Origin of the sequence: Pseudoalteromonas sp. '520P1 No. 423', assembly GCF_001269985.1 — a bacterium.
Taxonomy (GTDB): Bacteria; Pseudomonadota; Gammaproteobacteria; order Enterobacterales; family Alteromonadaceae; genus Pseudoalteromonas.
The window spans coordinates 1,884,673-1,910,358 of sequence record NZ_BBZB01000001.1 but is presented as its reverse complement, the minus strand read 5'-3'; the positions used below and the strand labels follow the sequence as shown (position 1 = coordinate 1,910,358).

The window sequence follows — 25,686 nt, the reverse complement described above, 5'->3', positions numbered from 1 at the left end:
AGCATCACTTTTGTAATACTCGCTTTTAATATCAGCTGAATAATTTCTTATTCATCTATTAATATATTTTATCTCCTCGAATTTTTACGGCCTTTAGATTTACCTCGATTTGGCTGTGGATCTGCTTCAAAATTACCGTATTCGTCATCATCTGTTTTTTTTCTTTTTGATTTACATGTTTTTTTTGTAGTAGAAGCTAATTTTGAGTTTTTATCTTTAGCTGCAGCTTTTGAAATTGCTTTAGTAATTTCCTTTTTATTTGGCTTAAAGCCAGCGATAATTTCAAGTTCAAATTTACGCTCAAGTAATCGCTCTATTGCTTGCAACTGTTTAGACTCATCAGCGCTAAATAATGAAACCGCTAACCCTAAAGTACCCGCACGGCCAGTACGACCAATACGATGCACATAATCCTCCGGTGTATATGGCAAGTCAAAATTAACCACATATGGTAATTGATTTACATCTATGCCACGCGATGCAATATCTGTGGCAACCAAAACTGTGATATCTTGATTTTTAAAGCCCTCTAAAGCATGAGTACGAGCATGTTGAGTTCTGTTAGCATGAATTGATGCAGCTGTAATGCCTGCATTTTCAAGTTCAGATACCAAATTATCAGCGCCTTGCTTAGTACGACTAAAAACCAGCACTTGATGCCATTTATTCTGTTTAATTAAATGAATTAGCAACTCAGTTTTGCGTGTTTTTTCTACTGAATAGATTTTTTGTTTGATTTTATCAACGGTGCTGTTTGCAGCTGTTACTTCAATTGATAAAGGATTATTTAACATGCCACTTGCAAGCAACTTGATCTCATTGGTAAAAGTCGCTGAAAACATTAAAGTTTGACGTTTAATTGGTAATAGGCTTTTTATATGGCGAATATCATCTATAAACCCCAAATCCAACATACGATCAGCTTCATCTAAAACCAGCATTTCAAGCTGGTCAAAGTTAATCGCCTTTTGATTATATAAATCAACCAAACGACCAGGAGTTGCAACCAAAACATCTACACCGCTTTGCAACAGGGCAATTTGCGGCTCTATTCTTACACCGCCAAACACAGCTGCAGAGCTAAGCTTCATATGGCGACTATAGTTTTCTAAACTTTTAGCTACTTGAGCTGCAAGCTCTCGAGTAGGCGTAATAACTAACGCCCTCACTGATTTAGGCGCAGGGCTCTCCCCCAGAGATAAAAGCTGAACCATAGGTAGCGAAAAACAAGCAGTTTTACCAGTTCCAGTTTGCGCAACGGCCATAACGTCGCGCTTTTTAAGTACAGCAGGAATGGCCTCAAGCTGTATGAGTGAAGGCTCTGTGTAACCTTGTTCTGAAACAGCTTTCACTAATTCATTGCATAAACCTAAAGCGCAAAAAGACATAAAATAAATTCCTTGGGTGTTTAAGGAGAAGAAAACAGGCTTCAAAACCTTAAAACATAACGCCATTGATGGCTGAAAATTGTGGCTATCATATAGTAGAATCAATAAAAGCCAACAAATATTTAATCATTTAAAAACCATTTCACATATATTTCACTTACAGTTTTTTAAGCTAGCTGCAACAAAATAAATAGGAGCCAAGTTCATGCTTAAAAAAATAATATTTACCTTAGTAACCTTAACTATCCTACTTGTTGGTTTCGCATTTGGCGCTAAATCTTGGGTTAAAAGTTTATTACCAGAAAAAGCACACTTTATAGCAATCAAACAAACCAAAGTAAGTGACTTACCTTATATTACCCAAAATATCCCAGCATATAGAGGTAAAATATTAGCAGTTGTTACTAGTGCAGATAAAATGGGTGAAGATAAAGAAACTGGTTATGAACATACTGAATTAGCGCGTGCTTATTGGGTATTTACAGCAAATGGCTTTGAGGTTGATATCGCCAGTCCAAAAGGCGGAAAGCCACCTGTGGTCATTGATGGCGAAGATATGGGCGCATATGATTATGCCTTTTTAAATGATCAAGATATTCAACAAAAAGTAGCGAGCACCATAGCATTAGCAGATGTTAATCCTAACGATTACGAAGCTGTATATTTTGTCGGTGGCAAAGGCACTATGTTTGATTTCCCTGATAATCCGCATGTGCAAAACATTGCTAAAACTTTATATCAAAATGACAAAGTAGTCAGTGCTGTTTGCCATGGCCCAGCAGCACTTGTAAATGTTGAATTAGATAATGGTGATATGTTGCTAGCAAATAAAAACGTCAGCGGATTTACCAACGAGGAAGAGTTGTTTCTGATCCCTGATGCAAAACAAATTTTCCCTTTTTTACTTGAAGATAAATTAAAAGCACAAGGCGCTCAATTTAATGCGGGTACAACCTATTTAGAAAAAGTAACACAAGATGGAAAACTAATCACAGGTCAGAACCCTTGGTCAGTATGGACACTTGCTGAAAAAGTAGTCGCTGAAATAGGTTACAAGCCTAAAACTAGAGAACGTACCCCGGAAGAACACGCTATAGAACTTTTAATGACATACGATGCTAAAGGCTTTAATGCTGCAGAAACTCAGCTAAAACAAAAACCACAAGCTTATCAACGTATTTTAATCTTAATGCATGGTGTATTAGCATTTATGCAGTTTGATATAAACAAAGGAATCGACCTTTTAAGTCTGTCAAATCAATTAAAACAACTAAACTAAAGTTGAGATAGGCTCTGTAAATAATCTATTAAGCAAGCCTAATACTTTTAAAGGTATTAGGCTTTTTTATTCAATCTATAGCCATTTTTGAAATAACAATGAACAATTACGCGGATAAATCCTCGCCGATAAATAATCACAACAGATACTCCCGTATACGGGACTTCAGCAGTTTATTTCTTGACCAGATCGTTTTAAAATAAAATGTAATCTACAAACAGTAACAAATAAAATAACCAGCTTAGTCGCAAAAAATGATTGAGTGCGATAACATCATATAAAATGACTTTTTGAAAAAAATTGATGACACAAGTTCAGCAACAACAAGATAAGCCTAAAAAGAACAATCCATTATTAGAAATACTATTTAATATCTTGGTCCCTTCCCTTATTTTAATGAAATTTTCAGGCCCAGAACATTTAGGCACTTTACTTGGTTTAATTGTCGCACTTGCATTCCCTGTTTGTTATGCCATATACGACTTTACTAAAGTTGGCTCTTTAAACTTTATTTCATTGTTAGGTTTTTTAAGTACACTACTCACAGGCGGTATAGCCTTGTTTGAATTGGATGTAGAGTGGTTGGCAATTAAAGAAGCAGCTATTCCAGCCATGATAGGTTTAACCGTTTTATTATCTGGCTTTTTTGGTAAACCATTGCTCGCAAAACTACTATTAAACTCATTTATCTTTAATCTTAATTTGATATATGACACGTTAGAAAAAAAATCAAAAACAGAGCAATTTAAACAAAAAATTAGCCAAGCTAACTTTGTTTTAGCGATGACTTTTGTATTTTCATCTACGATGAATTATTTATTAGCCAAATGGATTGTAACAAGCCCCGCTGGTACAGTTGAGTTTAACGAACAACTCGGTGAAATGACTTTGCTAAGTTATCCAGTGATTGCTATTCCATCAACAATCATGCTTTTTGGCATATTATTTTACGTTATTAAAATAACGTCTAAATTGACTGGAATAAAGTTTGAAGACATGATGAATGCAGATTAGCTCGTTTTAAATCATCTTTAAAGAAGTAAAAAGCCTTATTTACGAACGTAAAGGTCACTATAATCTCATGAAATTATACGGATTTATTTAATAGCCCAATAATGACAACTATTTATTTATGGAAAATTAAACAATAAAGAAAATAAGCATAACGAATAAGTTATGCTTATTTTAAATGTGTGGATTTAACTTTTAGAAAAAACCACCTTTGTAATAACCCCACTTTTAACCGTATAAGTAGCAAAGGCTTCTAATGACTCCCCATTTAAGCCAGTAACACGTTCATGATCTTTAATGGTAAACTGGTTAATTACTTGTCGATTTAATACTTCACAATGTAGCTCTGGGAACTTATCAAATAAACCAGTGTAACGTGTTCGCATGACATCTTTACCTTTAAAAGATAAAACCGGCTTACCCTCTTTCAATCTATATACTTCAATGTCATCAGAATAAGTATCTAAAAACGCTTCTATATCTCGTGCATTATATGTATTAACTTGTCTATGAACGACTTCAGCTGCAGACCAATCTAAAATTTCATTTGAACTAAATGACTCACCAGATTTAATAACATTTACTATTGAAGATATATTTTCTATATTTTTTAATGGGTTTTTTTTGAGTAAAACTAAGTCAGCATTGAACCCCTCTTTAATCACTCCAATTTCATCTGCCATAGCCATTGCATGTGCGCCACCAATAGTTGATGCTTGCAAAATTTCTAATGCTGACATACCCGAATTAGACATCAACTCTACTTCTCTAAAATAAGATGACCCAGGTAATGTACCAATATTTCCTGCATCTGTGCCTGTCGCAATAATCACCCCAGACTTTTGTAATTTTAAAAGATTTTTAATTTCAATTTCGTTCAACTTGAATTCAGGTTTACTTGCCATGTAATCGCGCAATCCCTGTGTAAACTTATCTTTGTTAATCACTTTCAAATCAAATAGAGACGACATTGTGAAAGGGTTTGCTATCTCAAAATCCGATTTTTTAAAATTAAATTGTTGTGTAAAAGTTCTTCTATAACCTTCAACAACTTGCAAGGTAGGTATATATACAACTTGATTTTTCAATAAAGTATCTATGAAGCTTTTATCTACTACTTCATCTCGTATTCCATGTACTAAAATGTCCGCTCCAAGTGCAACTGCAAGTTTTGCAGAGGCTAATTCAGTTGCATGTACAGCAACACGAACATTGTGCTTATGGGCTTCGTTAATAATAGATTCAACAAGTGGTTTATGTTCGTTAAGAGAACGGTTATCACGTCTAATAAACCAAATTTTAATAAGATCTGTACCTTGTTTGATTTGTTTATCGATTATAGGCTTTGCCTGTTCAAAATCTTTTACTGATACTATGGCTAAATCATCACTTTCAAGACCTTTAGGCGTATAATTTGTAGATAACAATGGACCAGCTACTTTGATATTAGGAGATTTTAAAACACCAACAGCTTGGTCTCTTGCATTAAAGTTCCACATAGGGCCACCAGCATCAAGCGTAGAGGTTATACCACTTCGAAGATAGCGCGAAAAAGTATCACTCAAATCACGCTTTATTTCTTTAAGCTCTGCTTTATAGGGTTTTACGTATTTCAAATCAAGTGCATCTGGTCGAGTATAAAGCCCACCAGATTGAAAGTAATGAACATGAGAGTCAATTAGGCCAGGTATTAGATATTGATCAGTACCATTAATTGCTTTAGCCTCTCTATTATCAAAAATAGGTTTATCTGATATCGTATCAATCACACCATTTTTAATTAAAATATGTTGATTATTTTTTACGTTTCCAGTTTCAACATCAACAATATTCACATTTAATATTTTAAGGTTTTTTGAAAACGCACTTAAGCTAATTGAAATCGAAATTAAAATAGCGATTATTTTTATAAAACTAATCAGTTTTAACATTGATTCTTATTAATCCGTTCCGTTATAAGGTAAGGTCGGTGATTTAATCAGAACATCAATTCTAATTCAACTTTTTTGCTATAGGTTTGAACGGGCTAACATTCGTTCCACCTGTATTGCCTAAAGGAACCCAAATTCGAGAAAATACAATTGAAGCTAAAATACGCATAACTTGACCTAAAACTTCTTTAATATTAATTGTTTTAATGCCTACTTTTAACATCCACCAGTGAGAGCTTGTATGGGAGATAACATAAGATTGCCCTAATATATGTGCACGCTCTAAATGCCCAAAGCACTTAATATAATCTCCTGTTTTATAAAGTTTTTTGGCAAACAACATCTCTTGAGCAAACGCTTTTTTTAATTCAGTGTTTATTTTTTCTTCCCCAATCAAATAAAAAGGGAAATTAGCCCCCTTTCTTTAACTGATAGCATAAGTAAAAAAAACTTAATTAATTGAATAAACCTGCTATCCATTAAACAAAATCAAGCGCAATGTTAATAATTAATTTTTCTCTATCTGTTTCAGTTACTTTTCAAAAAACGGCAGCTTTCATACCGTCACACTCTAAATATAAGCATGACAGTATTATTTTAATATCCCCAATTCCCTACAATTTACTCTAATTATAAACTTGACCCTAACGCCCCATCACCGGATAATCCTTTTTATTTATAGGCGTATTAATGCTTAAATTTTTTCGTGTAGTCAGTATATTAGAAGGCTTTTCTTATTTGGCCGTTTTAAGTGTTACGTTTGGTTTTATTAGTAGGGACTTTGTATCTGGGTTAGGCATGTTACATGGTGTGTTATTTATGCTGTATTTATTTTTAGCTTTGCCAGTTTCTAATAATCAAAAATGGCCATTAGTTACATTTTTCTCTTTATTTATCGCCTCTATTGTTCCTTTTGCTTTTATTGTTGTAGAACTATTTCTAGGCCAGCATCTAAAATCACAAAGATTAACTAAAGTGTAAAGAACATAAAGCATATTTGACTTTAAACAATCACAAAATGATATGTTAGAAAACCATGAAATTGAAACAGTGTCATTATATGTTGGCACTGCTTCAGTTTAGATAAACTTAACAATAACTATTTATAGTATTTTACTGTTCGGTAAATACTGCTTTTACTTTTTCTAACTCTTGCTCATTTCTAAGCTTTATCTTTTCTTCAACTGAAAGTTTAGCTTGTTGCTCAAGTACTATTTGTCTTTGCTTAAGGTCGTACTTTTCATCTTTTGTCAAAAATTTATAGGCTTTTTTATTGGCAAGTGCGTAAGCAACAACATCTTCACCTTTTACTCTGCGCTCATCAACACGTTGTGAAAAACGTGCGTTGTCCCGGTCTTTACGCTCTTGGGCATTTAATTTACTCATATCTTGTATCCTCATTAGTTAATCGCGCTAGTATCACTACGCTCAGTCAAACAAATGAGATTTAATGCACATTTATAAAGCTGAAACGGAATTTTAGCATAATATCTATTGTAATCCCTATGATATCTAGCTTTGAGAATATAAATTAAAGCGTTAATACAGCAAAGTATGTAAACCAATTAGAAATAATATGAATATCAAAAATAAAGATATCACAGTTATATTTTAAAGTACTTTACCGTTGTATTATTCTATTTACATCATCAATAAAAAAAACCGCTTAAAATGTTTCAAAGTTTTTCTAGCTTTGCTCTAATAGAGGCAAATATAACAAAAAATATGATTCACTCACATTAAGGACATTGTATGAATGCTGCTAATCAAAAACCTAGACTAATAGACAGGTTTTTGAACTCAATTGAACGCGTAGGTAATACCCTGCCGGATCCTGCTATTATCTTTTTATTCGCCATGACGCTTATATGGTTTTTATCAGCCATATTTTCTCAGGTCTCATTTGACGCCATTGATCCTCGTACAGGCGAAGCTATCATAGTACATAACTTATTAACGGGTGACGCTCTGGCTAACTTCCTTGCTAGCATGGTAAAAACCTTTACTGGTTTTGCACCTTTAGGTGTTGTATTGGTTGCTATGTTAGGTGTAGGTGTTGCTGAGCACTCAGGCTTTATCAATACTGGCCTAAAAATCATGCTAAAACGCACCCCTAAAGCCTTATTAACTCCTTCTATCATTCTTATTGCGATTGTTAGTCACACTGCAACAGATGCAGGCTATGTTTTAGTTATTCCATTAGCAGGTGTTATATTCTTTGCCATGGGACGCCATCCATTAGTCGGTATTGCAGCAGCATTTGCTGGGGTAAGTGGTGGTTTTAGCGCTAACTTTATTCCTTCTGGTATCGATCCTTTACTACAAAGTTTTACGCAAAGTGCGGCACAAATTATTGATCCTGAAATTGTAGTAAACCCCTTAAATAACTGGTTTTTCACTTCAGCTTCTAGCATATTTATCGTGTTATTAGGCTGGTACATCACAGATAAAATCATTGAACCTAGATTAAAAAATACACCTATAGATGGCGATACTTCAGATTTACCACAATTTGATGAAATAACTCAAAAAGAACGTAAAGGCTTTTATTTAGCATCTTTTGTTATGGTCGCAGGTCTTGCATTACTAGCATGGGCAAGTTGGTCTGATGATTCTCCACTTAGAGGACCAAGTGGTTCTTTAGCCGATTTTAAAGCACCGTTAATGCAATCTATCGTACCGCTAATTTTCTTATTATTTTGGATACCAGGTGCCGTATATGGTTTTTGTGTTGGTACCTTTAAAAACAGTAAAGATATGATAGATGCCATGAGTAAATCTATGGGCAGCATGTCTTATTATATTGTAATGGCATTTTTCTGTTCTTTATTTATTGCTGCATTCTCTCAATCTAATTTAGGTGCTTTACTGGCAATTGAAGGTGCACAAGTATTAAAAGCAATGGCATTACCAAGTGCAGTAACAATTGTAGGTATTATATTTTTAACTGGCTTTGTTAATTTATTTGTAGGCTCAAGCTCAGCTAAATGGGCGCTGCTAGGTCCTGTATTTGTGCCTATGTTAATGCAACTGGGTATATCACCTGACTTAACACAAGCGTCATACCGTATTGGTGACTCTAGCTCGAATATCATCACCCCATTAATGCCGTACTTCCCATTAGTTGTGGTGTACTGTCAGAAATACGTTAAAGACACAGGTATCGGTACTTTAATATCATTAATGCTACCTTTCTCAATTGCATTTATGATTGGCTGGACATTATTCTTATTAGCTTACTGGGGTCTGGGTATTCCTTTAGGTTTACAATCTAGCTACACATATTAGTTAATTTTATTCATAAAATTAACTAAATATGCCCACTACAAAGTGGGCATATTTTTATCTTTTCATAATTTTATAAACTTTTTATTGAAAATATGGGCTTAATAATCTGCGCTAAACGAACTATTCAGATTTAACTTATATACGATAATTACATGTAAAATCATCCAGAAAATTGAAGGTGATTTCTCAAAGGTACACTAAAGCCTTAAATAACTTTTTTATATTTTCTATGATGCAAATAAAAAAGTCCGGCGTACTTTAAAAAAGCAACCGGACTTTGCACACATAAACAAAACTTACCTTTACGAATTAAAAGTATTTAACCCAACCTATAGAGGTTGATCTTTTAAACGCACCAAACTTTTTACAAGGCCAATATAAAAGCACGATTAAACTCGCAGCGATTAACCACACAATGCCAATATTACTAACACCTAAATAGCCTATTTGTTTTTCACCATAATGCATAGTTGCTCCAAAAATACCGTAACCTATTGCGTAATAGACAAGTAACGCATACAAGTGAACGATATAAAAAAACATAGGCACAGAACCGATAACATTTACTTTTTCAAGCCATTTGCCCTTAGCAAATTCAAGCCAAGATAAAATCAATGAACCTATCCCTAAAGAAAATAATAAAAAGTTCAGTGAAGGCGGATATTTAGTGTAATTTAGAAAGTCCATAACCGTTTGTACGAATGTCGCCTGCACTTGCCAATTAATCGTTTCACCATATGTATTAGCGCCTCTAAGCACCATTAATAATAACAAACAAAAAATGCCTGCATTACGTAATACTTTTTGTCTCAATTGTTTATTTACAGAGGAACTAAACAATGGTCCTACAGCATAACCGACCATAATGACACCAATCCAAGGTAATACAGGGTATGAAGCTTTTACTTTCACAATACCATCCATGATTAAATACCCTCTATCATGCAGGATGGTCCATAAGCTATAACCGAGTTCATCAGCTTGAAAAGATATCGGGGTTAATAAATTATGACCGAACACAATAATTAAGCCCAATATAGCTATCCATGTTCTGGGTAGATACGCTAACAATGCTAACGAAATCATACTGATCCCAATGGCCCAAATAACCTGTAAATATAAAGTTGTATAAGCAGCAAACCATGAAAAATTAATCAAAGTTGCTTCAAGTAAAATCAAAATCAGACCGCGTTTGATCAAAAAACCTTGTACTGGTCGTTGTGGTCCATTACTAGGATTTGCATAAAGCCAAGCAGACAAACCTGTTAGAAACACAAAAATAGGTGCACATAAGTGTGCACTCAATCGCGTGAAAAATAACGCAGGATCTGTACTGTCAATATCCATAGGATCCAGTACCTGCTTATGTAAATAAAAGCGCTCTCTAGCATGGTCAATTAACATCAAAATAATTACGAATCCACGTAAAATATCAATAGAAGCAATACGAGAACGAAAAACGTTTTCTGTCATAATAAACAGCGCCCAAATTGGGCGCGCCTCTTTATCTAATTAGAATGAATATTGAATGCTTGCTGTATATGTCAATGGTTTACCAGGCATATTCCACAGAGCTGAATATGAGTTCGCGATATAAGATTCATCAAAAATATTTTCGATACTCGCATTAAAACTCACTTTGTCATTGACCGCTACTTTGCCAAATAGGTTTGTTAGCGTATAACCATCTAATTCGTAGGTTGGATCAATCGTTTCACCTAATCGCTCACCCACATACTGAACATGCATGCCCAGTTTTAAGTCATAATTTGCAACAGCAGTAAAATGCTGCAAGGAAATATTAGCTGTATGCTCAGGTACATTGATTAAACGACTACCTGAAGGAATATCTACGCCCCAATCAGGATTGATCATGTCATTATTAGTATGAGCGTCTGTATAAGCATAATTGACTAATAACTCAGTATTTTCTAAAAGAGTGGCAGTTAAATCAAACTCAACACCAGAGCTTTGTGCTTCGCCAAGTGCCATAGAAAAACCAGAATTAACAGGATCAGATGTCAGGATATTTGATTTTTCAGTACTAAATAATGCAAAACTGGCAACCACCGTATCATCATTACTTTGCCATCTAGCGCCAAATTCAAACGATTCGCTTTTTTCAGGTTCAAAAGCTGCGCCATTTACATCTGCACCAGAATTAGGTCTAAACCCTTCAGCGTAATTGACGTAAAACATAACAGGCTCAGCTAACTGATATGTTAGTCCTAATCTTGGATTAAACTCTGATTGTGATTGAGAAGCGACATCAGAATTAAAGTGATTGGTAATATCTTGCTCAAATTTATCGTAACGTAAGCCAACAAGTGCCTTTAAGTTTTCGCTCAGCGTTAGTTGGTCTTGAAAATAAATACCCCAAGCCGTTTGTTCTTCAGTTCTATCTTGCGAAGGTGCAAGTTCTGATGCTGCTTGGCCATATACTGGGTTATAAGCATTAATTGAGTAGCTTGTATCACCACTACCCCAACCTACACGCCAACGATTTTGTAATGAATCCAGTTCATAATCATAAGTATCAGCACCAACCAGTATGTTATGTTCAATATTAAGTGCGTTAACATGACCGCTTAGCTCTACTCTAAAAGACATATCTGAGGCATCATAATCACGATAACGACGCTGACGACTGACCGTTTCTCCATCTACATAAAGTAATTGGCGCCCTGGTGATAACTCTATTTCTGTCGAATAACCTTCTAACGAAGAAGTCCTATAACCTGCACCAAACGATAGAGTCCAATCTTGATTAAGTTGGTGATCTAAAGTGAATTGGTGACCTAATGCAGCCACATCCATAGGACCGTCGTTTGGTTCACCATAAAATGTACTGTGATCAATATCGATGCCAGCTAAAACTGGAATACCACGATCAAAAGGAATGGCTTGATCAACATATTCTAGTTCATATGTGATGCTGGTTTGTTCTGTAATTTTGTAAAGTAATGAAGGTGCTAACGCAAGTTTTTCTGATTCTACAGTATCTCTAAAGCTACCTGAGTCTTCATAAGCACCATTTATGCGAAATGCCACTTGGTTACTCAAAGCAGAGGTGAAATCACCTTCAAAGCGTGTATGCTCGTCGCTGCCTAATTCTGCACTTACATAGCCTTGTTGTTCAAATTGTGGCTTTTTAGTCACAATATTAATTGTACCACCAGGTTCGCCTCTACCATAAAGAGCAGAGCCCGGACCTTTTAATATTTCTATAAATTGTATATTCGATGTATCGCGTAAACCGCTAAAACCACGACCAGCACTAAAACCATTGATCAAATAAGCTGAAGGTAAATTTTCATCTCCTGAAAATCCTCTAATCGCAAAGCTTTCCCAAAGGCCACCAAAATTATTTTGTCTCGCAATACTGCTTGATAAACCTAAAGCAGTTTGAAAATTAGCGATACCCATATCTGAAAGTTGATCAGCTTCAATTATCTCATACGATTGCGGTAATTGTGCTAATGGTGCATTGCCTCGATATGCTTGTTTTTGTGTATGAACCGATATTTTTTCGATATCTTTTGTGTCTGCATATGCAGTAGAAATAGAAGCTAAAAGCACAGATAAAGAAAAAATCGCACCATAATTTTTAAATTTGGAATTAAATGACACTTTGTTCTCGCATTGCTGTATTAATATCAACACCATTGTAATTGATACGTTATACCATAACAATGGTTGCTTATATACTTTATAAATATTATAAAATATCAACGTGCAAAAGGATGGTAATGGTCAACTTATCTACAGTGAACATTTAGATAGGTTTTGCCGTCGAGGCTCTGTAGAAGATAAGCATACTTCAGCACTTTATGATCAAGGCGTTGATATACAAAGGTTCCTGGTAAAAAACAATGTAGTTTACGGCATTAATAATGACTTTCAATTATGGTCATATAATTTACGATAATAATGCTTTTGAAATCATAGCTAAGTACCTCACTCAGTGTTTAATCATGGCTTAGAGGTATTTAACTTTACCGCATTTAAGATTTGCAACAAAACAAGCTTGTGCTAATGTCGCTCTAGGGTTGTCAGGAAGCCTATTCTCGTGAAAACAAGCGTACCTGTTCGTAAGGAAAATACTTACACTTTCTATTATTAAGCCACAAACGAGAACGACTAATTGATTGATGGAGTTTGTATGAACACCCCTAAAACAATTCCAAAGTTAAACTCATTTTTATGCACAGAAAAAAACTATGTTGCTGTAAATGTTGGTAAAGTAGTTCAATATGGCGCTCAAGCTATGGTGCTATTAGCAGATACATAGTAAATATTTAACAGAGTCTGTAGTTCATCATAATCTACAGACTCTTCTTACATTAATCGTTAATAAACTTATAAATAACAGCGCTAAGTATTATTTTGGCTAGTTTGCGCTAAAACCTGTTTAGGTTTTTGTCTTTTACCATTTAAAAATACACCTATTAATGTGTTTCTCACTAACAAATGATATGAGGCAACACCTACAATGACCATAGCACTAACTAATATGATAAGTTTAATACCCGCTGGCAAGCTAATATTAATCATCGGTAGCTGAATATACATTAACAACGGCACATGAATAAGATACAGCCAATACGAAGCATTCGACATATAAACACTAAATTCATTGCGTTGATTCAGCCACTTAAACCCAGCAAGCAAAGCAACAGCCGCCCAAGTCACTATCGCAATAGTTTGACTAGCAAGTGCGACAATATTTGTATGCGCTAACTTCACTACACCACTAGCATTCGCAGCCTCAATTACTTGTTCAATAGTTAAAGCCGCTGGCAATACAACAAAATAAACTATGGTAGAAGCAACTGCTAATAAAAATAATACATTGATACGTTTGAGATACCCCACCAAAAGTTCATGGTGATGGTAAAAACCAGCGCCCACTAAAAACATCGAGCCATATAAACCATAAGACCAAAGTTCTGGGTACAGTTTATCCGCTGCAGGAAATGGTACCATCAGATTAAACATCGCAACAAATATAATAATTGGCAATACAATGCCCAAAAATAAAGGCCGCACAACAATAGAAAGCACCTTACGATAAGCCTGTTTATATAAGCTTAAAAGCCAAACTAATAGGCAAAGTTGCATTAAATTCCACAGAAACCAAAGGTGCATTGTGGATATAGGAGGATCTTGAACTACTTGAAACACGTTAAATAATGGCGGCAAAGAGTGTGCTATTTTTTCTCCCCATGTGATGGCATGAAAAATGAGTGCAAAGGTTATTGGCAGAAAAACCATAAAAGGCAATAAAACACGTTTTAAACGATTTGAAATAAAGGCTTTCGAACCTCGTTTCTTAATTAATAATGCAGCGCAAAAACCCGCTATTAAAAAGAATAATGGCATTCTAAACAAGTGCGACCATAAGGCAAAGTAGTTAAAACCAACATGACTGTTAGGATCTGCTACAAACCAAATATTCTAAAAATAAGGGCCATATGCAAGCGATGCGTGAAATACAATACCGAGTAATAATGCTAGGCTACGTAGATTATCTATATAATGAAAACGAGGTTGTACTTTAAAATCCCTGTACCTAAATGCGAAGTGTATACAATGTAACATTCAATCTCAGTTGGTACTACATCTCGACCCCATTAATATTAATATCTCTGTTCTTACGTTGCTTGCACTCTATTAGTTTAGTTATAATCAGCTTTCAGGTTTCACTTTTTGCCTTCTCATTTTGGAATACTCCATGAAGAAACTCTCTAAAGTACAACAAAAACAACAAGACCTTGTAATGAATACTGCCGATATGCTGGAAGAGCAAGCTCGCGCAGAAATCCCGGGCATGCTGCAATGTTGGTTTGATGTTGAATATCACTTATTTCCAGGTTCATTATTACTTTGTTTTCAATTTGAAAATGAGCAAGCATTAGCAAGTGCAGAACCCGATTTACTAAAGTGGCAAAAACGCTTAAGCGCAGCAATGATGAAAAAAGGGGTTATCTTAAAAAATATGCGTAAACATTTAGTATTTACGATGAAAGGACCTGAAGACTAATATTAAGTCTTGATGAATTAATAAAACTTAGTTAATTAGATTAATATCTTAGACTCAATCTATTCTATTTTCCTCGATTGAGTCTCAAAATAAAATCAAGATTGTAACAAGATGGTTTTGGCTAACCAGTATTATTGGAGTTAGCCAAATGTCATAAATTTCGATTCAACTTTTAACGCCACATTTATTCATAATCACGATGTCGTTTCGTTTTAATGACGGCTATGTAGGCATGCCAACTAGCAAATGCAAGAAGTGGCATGGTGATGATGAAGCCAAATCCAAAAGTCAAAACACTAAAAGCAACCATAGCTACAATGATCAATGCCCAAACAAACATGGTAAATGCATTTTTATTAACCGCTTTAATTGAGGTGATAATGGCAGTCATAATATCAACGCGACGCTCTATCATCATTTGTGGTGTAAAGGCAGACAAAGTAAAAACGACTGTTGATATTATCGCCCCAGCAGCAGTACCCATAGCCAGAAAGTTAATGAGCTGCTCCAGTGTAGGATCGGCATAGCTTGGATATAAAACATGGATCAGCGCAGCAATTCTCATCCAAGCAATCATAATAATCACAAGTAATAAAGCAAAGCCCCATTCACCAACGGGGTTTCTAAACATAGACTTTAAACTATGTTTGAATGTGGGTTTGTGCCCTTTTTCTAACTCCCAAGCAACGTCATATAAGCCTGTAGCAAACGCAGGGCCTACGAGAGCAAATGCAACAATTGAAGGAAGTATGATTAAATGGTTTTGAGTGGATATGACTAAAAAACAGATACTAATAGGTATAATACTAAATACGATACCGTATACCATTGCAATCATTGGCGCATTTATAAAATCTTTTACTGCTAAGCTCAACCAATGAAAAGGAGAAAAAGTTGAAACAATATTAGAATCAATAATCCTACTAAACTCTCTATTTTTTATGTTTTTTGACTTTACCTTATTACTCTCTACATGTGTTTCAGCCATTTCAGACTCCTACTTTACAAAAGATTGTAAAGTTTAATACGATAGAAATATCAAATAAGTTCAACGGAACTAGTATAAAAAACAAACAGCGATAGCCACTAAGTGATAATAAATTAAAATGAGATTGTTTTAATATGGTGTGTTTAATTTGAATTTTTCAGAAAAATGGTTTTTATAATACGTGCTATAGTCTTGATTTACTTATTCTTTCGGTAACCAACTCGACATCGCGTTAAAATAAGCGACAGTAGATTTAATGTCTATCAATACTGTATTAATTTTTTGGATCACTTTTTTAACCCAAGCCGAATTACTACAACCAATATAGGCAACACCGTATGTTTCAATTCCCAATAGCCAAAGAATCAAACCCATAAGCAGAGTCATCCAATAAATAATTTGCAGATGTTGGCACAGCAATTAAAAACTCTACTCGACCACTTTTTAACATTTTATATAATCCTGACTCCGATAAAGTCGGTCAATTATAAAGAAGCTCAGGGTCCTTCGAAAAAGTTTTATCTACATGCTCAGTATAAGATCGCTCTGGAAGTTTAATCGCTTTTAATTTATATCGAGAAAATAACATATCAACAGTGACAATTTAATAGACATAACCAATTACTGCTATTAAAAGTGCTAGCTCGTAATTGGTCAATGTGAAGTCTAATCTAACTTACTGAGCCGCACCTAATTCTTTTGCCAATTGAAAACGTTTTTCAGTATCATTATTATCTGACCAACCCAGCAGATTTTGCGCCAATAACTCAGACATCATTTCAATGTGTTCTGGCTCTGCATTGAGTGCTTCAATATATTCATAACGCTCTCCACCAGCTTCTATGAAATAATCCCTATTTTCGATGCCTATCTCTTCTATTGTTTCTAAACAGTCAGCAGAAAAACCAGGGCAAACTAACTGCACAGATTTAACACCTTGTTCTGGTAAAGACATAAGGGTTTTATCGGTATAAGGCTGTAACCACTCTTCTCTGCCAAATCGAGATTGAAAAGTAACCATATATTCCCCTTTGCTTAAACCTAAATTTTCAGCAATTAAACGAGAAGTTTTATAACATTCACAGTGATATGGGTCTCCATTAGTTAAATAGCGCTTAGGGATCCCATGATAAGTAAATATCAATTTATCCGCCCTGCCATTCAGCTGCCAATGCTGACGAATTTTATTTGCTACGGCATTAATATAATAGGGAAAATCATGGTAATGATTAATAAAACGTAACTCTGGAATAAGTCGTTTTTTCGCAAAACTATTTGCTACGGCATCAAAAGTTGATGCCGTTGTAGAAGCACAATACTGCGGATAAAGTGGTAATACAGCTAATTTACGTACACCTTGGTCTAGCATTTTACTGATTACTGAATCAACCGAGGGAGAGCCATATCGCATTGCAAATTCCACTACAATATTATCACCATATTGTTCTGTCAGTTTTTTACGTAATGCGTCCGTTTGGTCTTGTGTATGAAATAAAAGTGGTGAGCCACGTCCAGTCCAAACAGTACTATAAGCATGCGCAGATCTTCTTGGGCGAATATTTAAAATAACAAAATTCAGTATCATCCACCAAATTAAGCGTGGTACCTCAACAACGCGAGGATCAGATAAAAACTCTCGTAAATAACGTTTCAATTCCTTTTTTTTAGGAGCATCTGGCGTGCCCAAATTTGTTATCAATACACCAATTTTATCTTGTTGCTTATGGGAGAAATTTGGATTACCTTGGTATTTCATAAACCTGCTCTAATTAATATTTATTTAACTAGCCATATACGAACAGCGGGATTAAAAAGATCTCTTTCAATAAAAAAGAATGCAAATAAACGGTACCAACCTACTGACACTTTAAAGTTTGTTATAAAATCGTCTATTCAATGATAGCTAACGAAATCACACTAATTTAATTAATTTTATGATGCTAACTTCTATACCTTGTTATTCATGTTAAAATTCGACATTGTATAAGTATCACCAATTTTTACTTACCGTTTTATTCAAGGAAGTCCCGCTAATGGTCTTTTTAAAGCTTTTTGTTAATCAAATTAGTTATGTTTTTAGTATCAAAAAATTATTTTTTATTTGTTCACTTTTTCCATCGTTGGCACATGCTGTAATTGCAGATAACAATTTTGCGCAGTGTAAAATTAATTTAGCAGAACGCGCTGAAACCGAAGGTTTTTCGCCTTACATCACCCAAACTATTATTGATGATATCTCCCCGATAGAACAAGTCATTTCATACGATAAAAAACAGCCTGAATTTACCCAAACTTTTGAGCAATATATTAAAGCTAGAGTAACCTCTTTTCATGTGAGAGTAGGAAAACAAAAATTAAAACAACATGAAGAGCTGTTTGACTCATTAGAGAAAGAATACGGTGTGCCACGCGAATATTTGGTCTCTTTTTGGGGCTTAGAAACAGTTTATGGTAAAATTAAGGGTAAAATGTCGATAATAAACTCTTTAGCGACATTAGCGTGTGATGAACGCCGTAGCGAATTTTTCACACTGGAACTGTTAGATTTATTCACCCTAATTGAAACAAAACAAGTAACCACTAAACAGCTGCAGGGCTCTTGGGCTGGTGCTATGGGGCATATGCAATTTATGCCTTCATCATTTTTAAAGTATGCAGTTGATGGCGATAATGATGGAAAAGTTGATGTTTGGCAAAGCGAAATTGATGCGTTAACAACGGCTGCGAATTATTTAAATAAAATAGGCTGGCAAACTAAAGAGCGCTGGGGAAGAGAAGTTAACTTATCAGATAGCTTTGCCTATGAAAAAATAGCGTTCGATCAATACTACCCAACTCGCTATTTTAAAGAACTAGGTGTTAAAAAATCGAACAATCAACCATTATCTACTTACGATATTGAGGCTGAACTTTACCTGCCTTCAGGCCATAAAGGCCCCGCATTTTTACTCTACCCAAATTTTAATGTGATCATGACGTGGAATTTATCAAAAAGTTATGCATTATCTGTTGGAATATTAGCTAATAAATTAATTGGTGCTAGCGGTTTAAAACTTTCAAAGAAACAAACCAAAGTGAAACCTTATACTGTTACTGCAATGAAAAACCTGCAGAACCAACTTAATACCCTAGAATTTGAATTAGGCGAGCCAGATGGTATTTGGGGTCCTAAAACCAGACGTGCCATTCGATTATTTCAGATAGAACACCAGCTAATTGCTGATGGTTATCCAATTGACGATGTTTTTTCGACAGCTAATTCGGTGACAAATGAAAGCAAAAAAGCGCCCTAGGGAGTGACTCTCATGGCTATAGCCCTGGTAAATCAGAGCTTACTACCTGTCTGGGTTGAATCGTATTGTGCTTTACAGTGACATTAGATAGCTTATTTATTCCCATTCTTTTACTATCTCTATATTAAAATATAACAACTAAACAATATGAAAACAGCGATTGTACTTGGGGCAACAGGGTTAATTGGCCAAAATCTGACATTAAAACTGGCACAGCAATCCCATATCAATAAAGTTATTGCTGTCACACGCAAAACTGTTGATTACTCACACCCAAAAATTGAAAATCAAGTCGTAGATTTTTCTTTGCTTGAACAATACAGTCAGACCTTTTTGGGGGATATTTTATTCTCATGTTTAGGCACAACTAAAAAGCAAGCAGGGTCCACTGAGGCACAGCGAATAATAGATGTTGATTACCAATTAACAGCAGCAAAACTCGCTGCCAATAACGGTGTTTCTGAGTATTTTTTAGTATCTTCAAGTGGTTCAAACGCAACAAGTAAAAACGCATATTTACAAATGAAAGGCGAGTTAGAAAATAAAATAATGGGCCTAGGTTTTGAACGTATATGTATTTTTCAGCCTTCGTTATTATTAGGTGAGCGTAATCACGTTAGAATAGGCGAAAAACTTGGTAGCTGGATTTTACCAACACTATGTAAACTTCCTATTTTAAAACGCTTCAAACCAATTTATGGCGCTCAAGTAGCAACTAAAATGTGCCAAGTGAGCGCACAGCAAACTGTCGGAATAATGCGTTATACATTAGATGAATGTTTTCCAAAGTAGCGAGTCTTATTTTTCTAGTCTTAAAACAATTTCAATTAAGTTATATATTTGAACACCACATCAAAAACAAAGCCTAATAACGCCATATAAATCATGTAAATTGCCATAGTTTTAACAATAATTAACAACCAAGCTTGCTGATAAACCACCTTAAAAGCGCTTAAAACATACCAAGTTAAATATATAACAGGCAAAAATTGCAGCAATAAAAACGTGATATGAGACTGCTCCATCACTTCTAAAGGCGCGATAATCATTAGAAAAATATACGCCATACTATGCAAGTGCATGGAGAAAACTAAATTACCAATATAAAATGTTTGTCGAAAAAATACCTGAACGATTAATGCAAACACAGGAAAAAGCACAAACATCACTTTAGAATAATAACTAAGCATTGACTCTGTAAACTTAACACCGAGGTCAAGCATTTGATAAGGTTGAGAAAATACTATGAGAAACAGTATGCTAATCACAAGATATAAACGTAAAGGCGGTGTATATTTAACCCGTTTACCTTGGTTAAACTCATGTGTCAATGTGCCTGGTTTAGTAAGCATTGTGCGTAACGTAAGCCACAGCTTACCATCAATATCCAATAATTCATGTGACATCTCTTTTACGACATCAAGAAATGGTCTATTTAGACTTGAAGCTCTTTGTCCGCAATATGAGCAAAATTTAGTATCATCTTGAAGTTGTGTTTGGCAATTTTTACAATTCATTTGTTTAATCATTAAGTTAAAAATAAATAATGGCGAATATCATTATAAGGTTAGTTTTCAAGAAGAAAAGTATGGCTCTCTTATTTGACTTTATAATCGTTTATTTAAGAAAACCAAAACAATAAAACAATAAAACAATAAAACAATAAAACAATAAAACAATAAAACAATAAAACAATAAAACAATAAAACAATAAAACAATTGTATACTTTATAAAATAAATTATAGTAAGGAAAATAATATGGGATGGAGATAAATATGTTTAGAAAAGCTGGATTATTGATAACTTGCTTATCCTTAACTGCTTGTTCGATAACGGCAGAAAATCAATCAGTCAAAGTGACTAAAGCCGATTATCAAAGGGCTGAAAATTTTTTACCTAAAAATGTAGCAGCTAAAGTCCGTAATTTGGTTGTTGAGCCACAATGGATCAATCAAACTAGTGATTTTTGGTACAGTGAGCAAGATAAATTAGGCAATAAAAGTTATTTCAAAGTACAACCCACTTCAGCTTCTGTTACGCCATTATTTGATCATGAAAAACTAAAACTCAGTATTAACCATGATGCAGAGCAAATTTTTTCGATAGACATAAAAAAACTAGATTTAGTCGAAAATCATTTGAAACTCGTTTACCAAAATCAAGACTATAAATGTAACTTATATACCAGTCAATGTACTCAATTAGCTGAAAAAGCAGCCGCTACTCAACCAAAATACAGTTCGCCAAATGGTTTATATTCATTAAGTGTAAAGCAATGGAACTTGTATTTAACTGAACATGAAACGGATAAAGTAACTCAGCTAACCTTTGATGGCAGCGAAGGTTATCCTTATGCCGTAAACAATATGAACCCAAAAAATTATATCAATAAAGATGCTAAAAATGTAAAGCAGCAACTGGATGTATTTTGGGCGCCAGACAGTCGTACTGTTATTACGCACAGGCTCGATCGCCGAAAAGTTGGTAAATTACATTTAGTGCAATCTAGCCATGATGAGGGCTTAAGACCAAAACTATATAGCTATTATTACCCCTTAGCAGGTGATAAACATATTCCACTAGGTGATATTTATTCAATTGATATAGCGAGTAAAAAAGTAAGTTTAGTAGATACCCCTAAACTACAGCAAACTTATTATGGTGGCCCAATTTGGGGTTGGTGGGAAGATAACAACCGTTTTTACTTTATAGACCAAGCTCGCGCAAAAAAGCGTATAAGCCTTCATGAATATAATCCTGAAAACCAACAAGTAAGATTAATTGTTGAAGAGAAATCAGCACAATTTTTAGACCCATGGGCACAAAATATATGGATATTACAAAAATCAAATGAATTGATCTGGAGTAGTCAACGTTCAGGCTCACAACACTATTATTTATATGACCTTAAAAACGGACAACTCAAAAATAAAATCACACAATGTGATTGCTATGTTCGTGCAAATAGAGGCGTCGATGAAGAATCACGTACTTTATATTTTGAAGCTTCAGGTGGGTTTAATGATAGAGATCCCTATTTACGCCATTTATACAAAGTGAATTTAGATGGTACAAAGCAAGCTTTATTAACATCTGAACCACTAGAGCACAGCACGCGACTTTCTCCTGACTTTAAATACTTTGTAGATATTGCTTCTGATCATAAAAGTGTACCTACAAATACAGTACGCAGCACTTTAGATGGAAAATTAGTAACAACTGTTGGCTCACCCGACATAAGTGAATTAATTACGCTAGGCTGGCGTGCACCTGAAGCCTTTAGCGTACTCGCTGATGATCAACATACGCAATTATATGGCTTAATGTATAAGCCGAGTAACTTTAATGTCAATAAACGTTACCCTGTGATTGATGCCACCTATACCGGCCCTCATGGCTTTTTTACCCCTAAATCGTTTTGGACATATTATCAGCAAGCACAATCTTTAGCTGAGTTAGGCTTTATTGTGATTAAAATGGATGGTAGAGGCACCAGTAAGCGAGATCGACAATTCCACTTAGCGGCTTATCAAAATTTGTCTGCTGGAGTAGATGATCATGTATACGCAATTAAAGCACTGGCTAAGCAACATAAATATTTAGATGTTAATAAGGTAGGGATTTATGGTTTTTCTGCGGGTGGTTATGATACAGCTCAGGCCATGTTTAGACATGCTGACTTTTTTAAAGTCGGTGTAGCCGCTTCTGGTAATCATGATTTTAGAGTAGATAAAACAGGCTGGAATGAAACATGGTTAGGCTATCCAGTCGCTGAACACTGGGATCAACAAACAAACCTAAATCCGCAAAGTGTTGCCAAATTAAAAGGTAAATTACTGCTTGCTCATGGTGAATTAGATGAAAATGTTAACCCGGCTGCAACTATGCAGCTCGTGAATCAATTAATCAAAGCAAACAAAGACTTTGATTTAATGATTTATCCAAACCAAGATCACTTTTTAAATAATAGTGATTATTTCATTAGAAAGCGTTGGGACTATTTTGTTGAGCATTTACTTGGCGCACAACCAGTAAAGGAATATCAGTTCACTCATACTGAAGAGTAAAATAATTGCTCACTCAAATTAATCTAGATTAGAAATAAGCGGGACTTTTTTATACCAATTCTATTAAGTTAGTGATCTAATATAAATTAGGATAAATTTTCAAGAGCAAGGCGCTTGATTGACCAATAGCTGGCTATTGGGATTGAAAGCACAGGTTTATAGCTCCAGACTAAACCTAAGTACCTGCATCCATGCAGGCAACGCAGCTATTATATATTTAGACCATTTAGATTGATCACATATTTATTGGAATTGATATTAGTCCCTTTTTTTATAAAGTAACTTCCCTGATTTTATTTGATACTAGGTAATAGTGATTAGATATCATTACCTAAACTACAAATTCAGGAATTAAATACGTGACTTTCTTTAGAAGTCGATGTTAGATATTACGCCTCAATTTAATAACATATTTAACACTTCACTTACAATAAACCCAATAGTTCCCACAACTAAAATCAACTAAAACCATAAAAATCAATCACATAAATACACATATCAATCTTTTACTTTTTTAAAGCCTATATAGAATGATGGACTTTTAAGAACTCTGTATTCACTAGGTAAGATATTGAAGATGCGACAGAAATCAATGAAGAAGTAACTGATGAAGAAAATAACGCAAAAAGCAGCGTTGTTTCAATTAGCAGTAATGCGTAATTATTAGATAAGTTTGAACGCTATAACTTAAGAATGAATATAGGGCTTGTTGACTTTCAAGCTGTTCAACAGGCCCAATATCTTTATAAACATGGTAAAAGAAAGTTAGACAACTAAGATTTACGTTCGCTTTTAAACTTTCCCCATGGGCCAGTTATCGCCAATGTTTTGGTTGGTGCATAAATGTTTACAAACAATACACTGCCATCAGGTGAAAAACACGTCCCTGCTGGCTCAGTCTGAATATTCAATTTAGCAAAGGGATATACTTCACCCTTAGGAGTTACACCACGTAAATGATTTTTTGTCACATCAGTATATTGATCTTCACAAACCAATAAATGACTTTGTGGTGTTACTGTTAAGTTATCACCAAAGTTATATAAAGACTCATCTTCACTTTGTAAAAACAGCTGAATTAATCCTGGATGTTTGGACTCATTTTGTGAGCCTTCATATGCTGATGGCTGATAACGCATTATTTGCCCTAACTGCTTTTTACCACCATTAGTACAACAAAAATATAATTCATTATCAGCAAAATGAATGCCTTCACCACGGGCAAATAACCCAGCTCCTTTTGCAAAACCGCGTTTTCTAAGGTCATCTTCAGGGCTTTGTGGATTATCTAGATTTATCCACTCTACTTCATGCCAATTTGAAATTGGAAAGTTGTTCGTTTGCCAATTTCGGGTATCGAAACCACTAGCTTGTTTGAAGACTAATGCTTGAAGTTGACCACCTAGATTAAGTTTGCCTTTAATATTAGGAATAAATCGATAAAACAAACTATCGCCACGGTCTTCAGTCAAGTAAACAATACCCGTGCGTGGATCAACTGCGGCCGCCTCATGGTTAAAACGTCCCATAGCGATAATTGGTTTCGCATCAATTAACCCCGTAGCATTGGCCGGCACTTCAAATACATAACCGTGATCTGCTTTAATGTCATTGTTTGCAGTTTTCACAGACTCTTCGCAAGTTAACCAACTACCCCAAGGAGTGGTACCGCCCGAACAATTTCGTATTGTGCCAACGAGACTATAAAACTCGCGCTCTACCTTACCTGTTCGCAAGTTATAAATAATATTTGTCGTACCACCTGGTAATGCAACCCCATTAGAGGTCGAGTCATAAGCAAGCGGTGTTTTATGGTTTTGAATAGATACTGTAGCTTTGCTTAAATGTTTTGGGCTTAATTCATGATTACGTATTAATACAACTCGTTCATCATCAAGTTTAATACAGCCCATGCCATCAGCATTATTAGGTACATTAAAACCATCATCCATTATACTATCTAGTTCAGAAATAACGGAATAACTAAACCCTTGCGGTAAATCTAATAAACCATTTTTGTCTTTAATTAAAGGTCCATAACCATTATTTAATGGCATAGCCATCGTATTTTTATTATTAGCAGAAGTTGATGCACAGCCTAATAAACTACTGCCTAACCCCATAAATGCCAAAGTCACTGTACTTTTTGTAAATTGTCTGCGAGAAACCACTAATTTGCCCCTAAATTTTTTAAATAAGATTAAGCAACCAAGATGATATTTTCATTAAAGGCTTATTAAACTAACTTAAATTTCTACATGTTACTAAAAGATATAATATAACATCACAATAAAAATCAAAATAGGGTCTAAATAAAGAGTTTGAGTTTAAGTGTATTGAATACTTTTTAATAGCCACAAGTTCTAACAATATAATTTAACACTCGTTATACACTAA

The 25,686-nt window shown here is 34.8% G+C and carries 22 protein-coding genes; 10 read left to right on the top strand and 12 right to left on the bottom strand.

Annotation, left to right across the window (positions count from 1 at the left end; translation table 11 throughout):
- Positions 1-68: 68 nt before the first annotated feature.
- Positions 69-1,388 (bottom strand): DEAD/DEAH box helicase, encoded by a 1,320-nt coding sequence (locus PSA_RS08730; RefSeq protein WP_042151641.1) that lies wholly within the window; start codon positions 1,386-1,388, stop codon positions 69-71.
- Positions 1,389-1,593: 205 nt separating this feature from the next.
- Between PSA_RS08730 and PSA_RS08725 the strand changes: the two genes are divergently transcribed.
- A complete protein-coding gene (locus PSA_RS08725; protein WP_042151644.1) occupies positions 1,594-2,667 on the top strand; it encodes a type 1 glutamine amidotransferase domain-containing protein in 1,074 nt (357 codons plus the stop codon).
- Positions 2,668-2,970: 303 nt separating this feature from the next.
- The gene (locus PSA_RS08720; RefSeq protein WP_042151648.1) at positions 2,971-3,681 is read left to right on the top strand and encodes a VC0807 family protein; all 711 of its coding nucleotides are present in this window, start codon (positions 2,971-2,973) and stop codon (positions 3,679-3,681) included.
- A 185-nt stretch (positions 3,682-3,866) separates the two neighbouring features.
- Here PSA_RS08720 and PSA_RS08715 read toward each other — a convergent pair whose 3' ends face one another.
- On the bottom strand, positions 3,867-5,609 hold the full coding sequence (locus PSA_RS08715) for an amidohydrolase family protein (protein ID WP_052380222.1): 1,743 nt from the start codon (positions 5,607-5,609) through the stop codon (positions 3,867-3,869).
- Positions 5,610-5,670: 61 nt separating this feature from the next.
- Positions 5,671-6,006, bottom strand: coding sequence for a DUF3703 domain-containing protein (locus PSA_RS08710; RefSeq protein WP_231665236.1), 336 nt, complete (start codon positions 6,004-6,006; stop codon positions 5,671-5,673).
- Between the two features lie 293 nt (positions 6,007-6,299).
- Here PSA_RS08710 and PSA_RS08705 point away from each other — a divergent pair, with 293 nt between their 5' ends.
- Positions 6,300-6,590: a DUF3817 domain-containing protein gene (locus PSA_RS08705; RefSeq protein WP_042151651.1), complete on the top strand. Its 291-nt coding sequence runs from the start codon at positions 6,300-6,302 to the stop codon at positions 6,588-6,590.
- Between the two features lie 132 nt (positions 6,591-6,722).
- Here the strand turns inward: PSA_RS08705 and PSA_RS08700 are convergent, their stop codons facing one another.
- Complete coding sequence (locus tag PSA_RS08700) at positions 6,723-6,995, bottom strand: hypothetical protein (RefSeq protein WP_042151655.1); 273 nt, start codon at positions 6,993-6,995, stop codon at positions 6,723-6,725.
- A 366-nt stretch (positions 6,996-7,361) separates the two neighbouring features.
- Here PSA_RS08700 and PSA_RS08695 point away from each other — a divergent pair, with 366 nt between their 5' ends.
- Positions 7,362-8,897, top strand: coding sequence for an AbgT family transporter (locus tag PSA_RS08695; protein WP_042151658.1), 1,536 nt, complete (start codon positions 7,362-7,364; stop codon positions 8,895-8,897).
- Between the two features lie 309 nt (positions 8,898-9,206).
- On the opposite strand, the gene PSA_RS08690 is transcribed toward PSA_RS08695, so the two are convergent.
- Together PSA_RS08690 and PSA_RS08685 are read right to left on the bottom strand one after the other, a co-directional pair.
- Positions 9,207-10,370 carry a DUF1624 domain-containing protein gene (locus PSA_RS08690; protein WP_042151661.1) on the bottom strand — a complete coding sequence of 388 codons (1,164 nt, stop codon included), beginning with the start codon at positions 10,368-10,370 and terminating at the stop codon, positions 9,207-9,209.
- A 39-nt stretch (positions 10,371-10,409) separates the two neighbouring features.
- Positions 10,410-12,527, bottom strand: coding sequence for a TonB-dependent siderophore receptor (locus PSA_RS08685; protein WP_042151664.1), 2,118 nt, complete (start codon positions 12,525-12,527; stop codon positions 10,410-10,412).
- Between the two features lie 103 nt (positions 12,528-12,630).
- Between PSA_RS08685 and PSA_RS25145 the strand changes: the two genes are divergently transcribed.
- Entirely contained in the window at positions 12,631-12,825 is a 195-nt protein-coding gene (locus tag PSA_RS25145) for a hypothetical protein (protein ID WP_042151666.1), read from the top strand.
- 234 nt (positions 12,826-13,059) lie between these two features.
- Entirely contained in the window at positions 13,060-13,188 is a 129-nt protein-coding gene (locus PSA_RS26835; RefSeq protein ID WP_269432780.1) for a hypothetical protein, read from the top strand.
- 83 nt (positions 13,189-13,271) lie between these two features.
- On the opposite strand, the gene PSA_RS08680 is transcribed toward PSA_RS26835, so the two are convergent.
- The gene (locus PSA_RS08680; RefSeq protein WP_231665347.1) at positions 13,272-14,279 is read right to left on the bottom strand and encodes an acyltransferase family protein; all 1,008 of its coding nucleotides are present in this window, start codon (positions 14,277-14,279) and stop codon (positions 13,272-13,274) included.
- A gap of 352 nt (positions 14,280-14,631) precedes the next feature.
- Between PSA_RS08680 and PSA_RS08675 the strand changes: the two genes are divergently transcribed.
- Positions 14,632-14,940 carry a hypothetical protein gene (locus PSA_RS08675; protein WP_042151668.1) on the top strand — a complete coding sequence of 103 codons (309 nt, stop codon included), beginning with the start codon at positions 14,632-14,634 and terminating at the stop codon, positions 14,938-14,940.
- Between the two features lie 184 nt (positions 14,941-15,124).
- Here PSA_RS08675 and PSA_RS08670 read toward each other — a convergent pair whose 3' ends face one another.
- The 3 genes from PSA_RS08670 to hemH all read right to left on the bottom strand — a co-directional run bounded on the left by PSA_RS08670 (position 15,125) and on the right by hemH (position 17,684).
- The gene (locus tag PSA_RS08670; protein ID WP_042151670.1) at positions 15,125-15,928 is read right to left on the bottom strand and encodes a DUF2189 domain-containing protein; all 804 of its coding nucleotides are present in this window, start codon (positions 15,926-15,928) and stop codon (positions 15,125-15,127) included.
- 201 nt (positions 15,929-16,129) lie between these two features.
- Positions 16,130-16,303 (bottom strand): hypothetical protein, encoded by a 174-nt coding sequence (locus PSA_RS25140; RefSeq protein ID WP_157575758.1) that lies wholly within the window; start codon positions 16,301-16,303, stop codon positions 16,130-16,132.
- A gap of 301 nt (positions 16,304-16,604) precedes the next feature.
- Positions 16,605-17,684: a ferrochelatase gene (gene hemH / locus PSA_RS08665; RefSeq protein ID WP_042151671.1), complete on the bottom strand. Its 1,080-nt coding sequence runs from the start codon at positions 17,682-17,684 to the stop codon at positions 16,605-16,607.
- A gap of 277 nt (positions 17,685-17,961) precedes the next feature.
- Between hemH and PSA_RS08660 the strand changes: the two genes are divergently transcribed.
- Positions 17,962-19,221 (top strand): lytic murein transglycosylase, encoded by a 1,260-nt coding sequence (locus tag PSA_RS08660; RefSeq protein WP_042151673.1) that lies wholly within the window; start codon positions 17,962-17,964, stop codon positions 19,219-19,221.
- 147 nt (positions 19,222-19,368) lie between these two features.
- On the top strand, positions 19,369-20,013 hold the full coding sequence (locus PSA_RS08655) for an NAD-dependent epimerase/dehydratase family protein (protein WP_042151676.1): 645 nt from the start codon (positions 19,369-19,371) through the stop codon (positions 20,011-20,013).
- Between the two features lie 35 nt (positions 20,014-20,048).
- Here PSA_RS08655 and PSA_RS08650 read toward each other — a convergent pair whose 3' ends face one another.
- Positions 20,049-20,738 carry a DUF3667 domain-containing protein gene (locus tag PSA_RS08650; RefSeq protein WP_042151677.1) on the bottom strand — a complete coding sequence of 230 codons (690 nt, stop codon included), beginning with the start codon at positions 20,736-20,738 and terminating at the stop codon, positions 20,049-20,051.
- Positions 20,739-20,997: 259 nt separating this feature from the next.
- Here PSA_RS08650 and PSA_RS08645 point away from each other — a divergent pair, with 259 nt between their 5' ends.
- Positions 20,998-23,289: a DPP IV N-terminal domain-containing protein gene (locus tag PSA_RS08645; protein ID WP_052380223.1), complete on the top strand. Its 2,292-nt coding sequence runs from the start codon at positions 20,998-21,000 to the stop codon at positions 23,287-23,289.
- 773 nt (positions 23,290-24,062) lie between these two features.
- Here PSA_RS08645 and PSA_RS08640 read toward each other — a convergent pair.
- Entirely contained in the window at positions 24,063-25,460 is a 1,398-nt protein-coding gene (locus tag PSA_RS08640; protein ID WP_042151680.1) for an alkaline phosphatase PhoX, read from the bottom strand.
- Positions 25,461-25,686 lie beyond the last annotated feature (226 nt).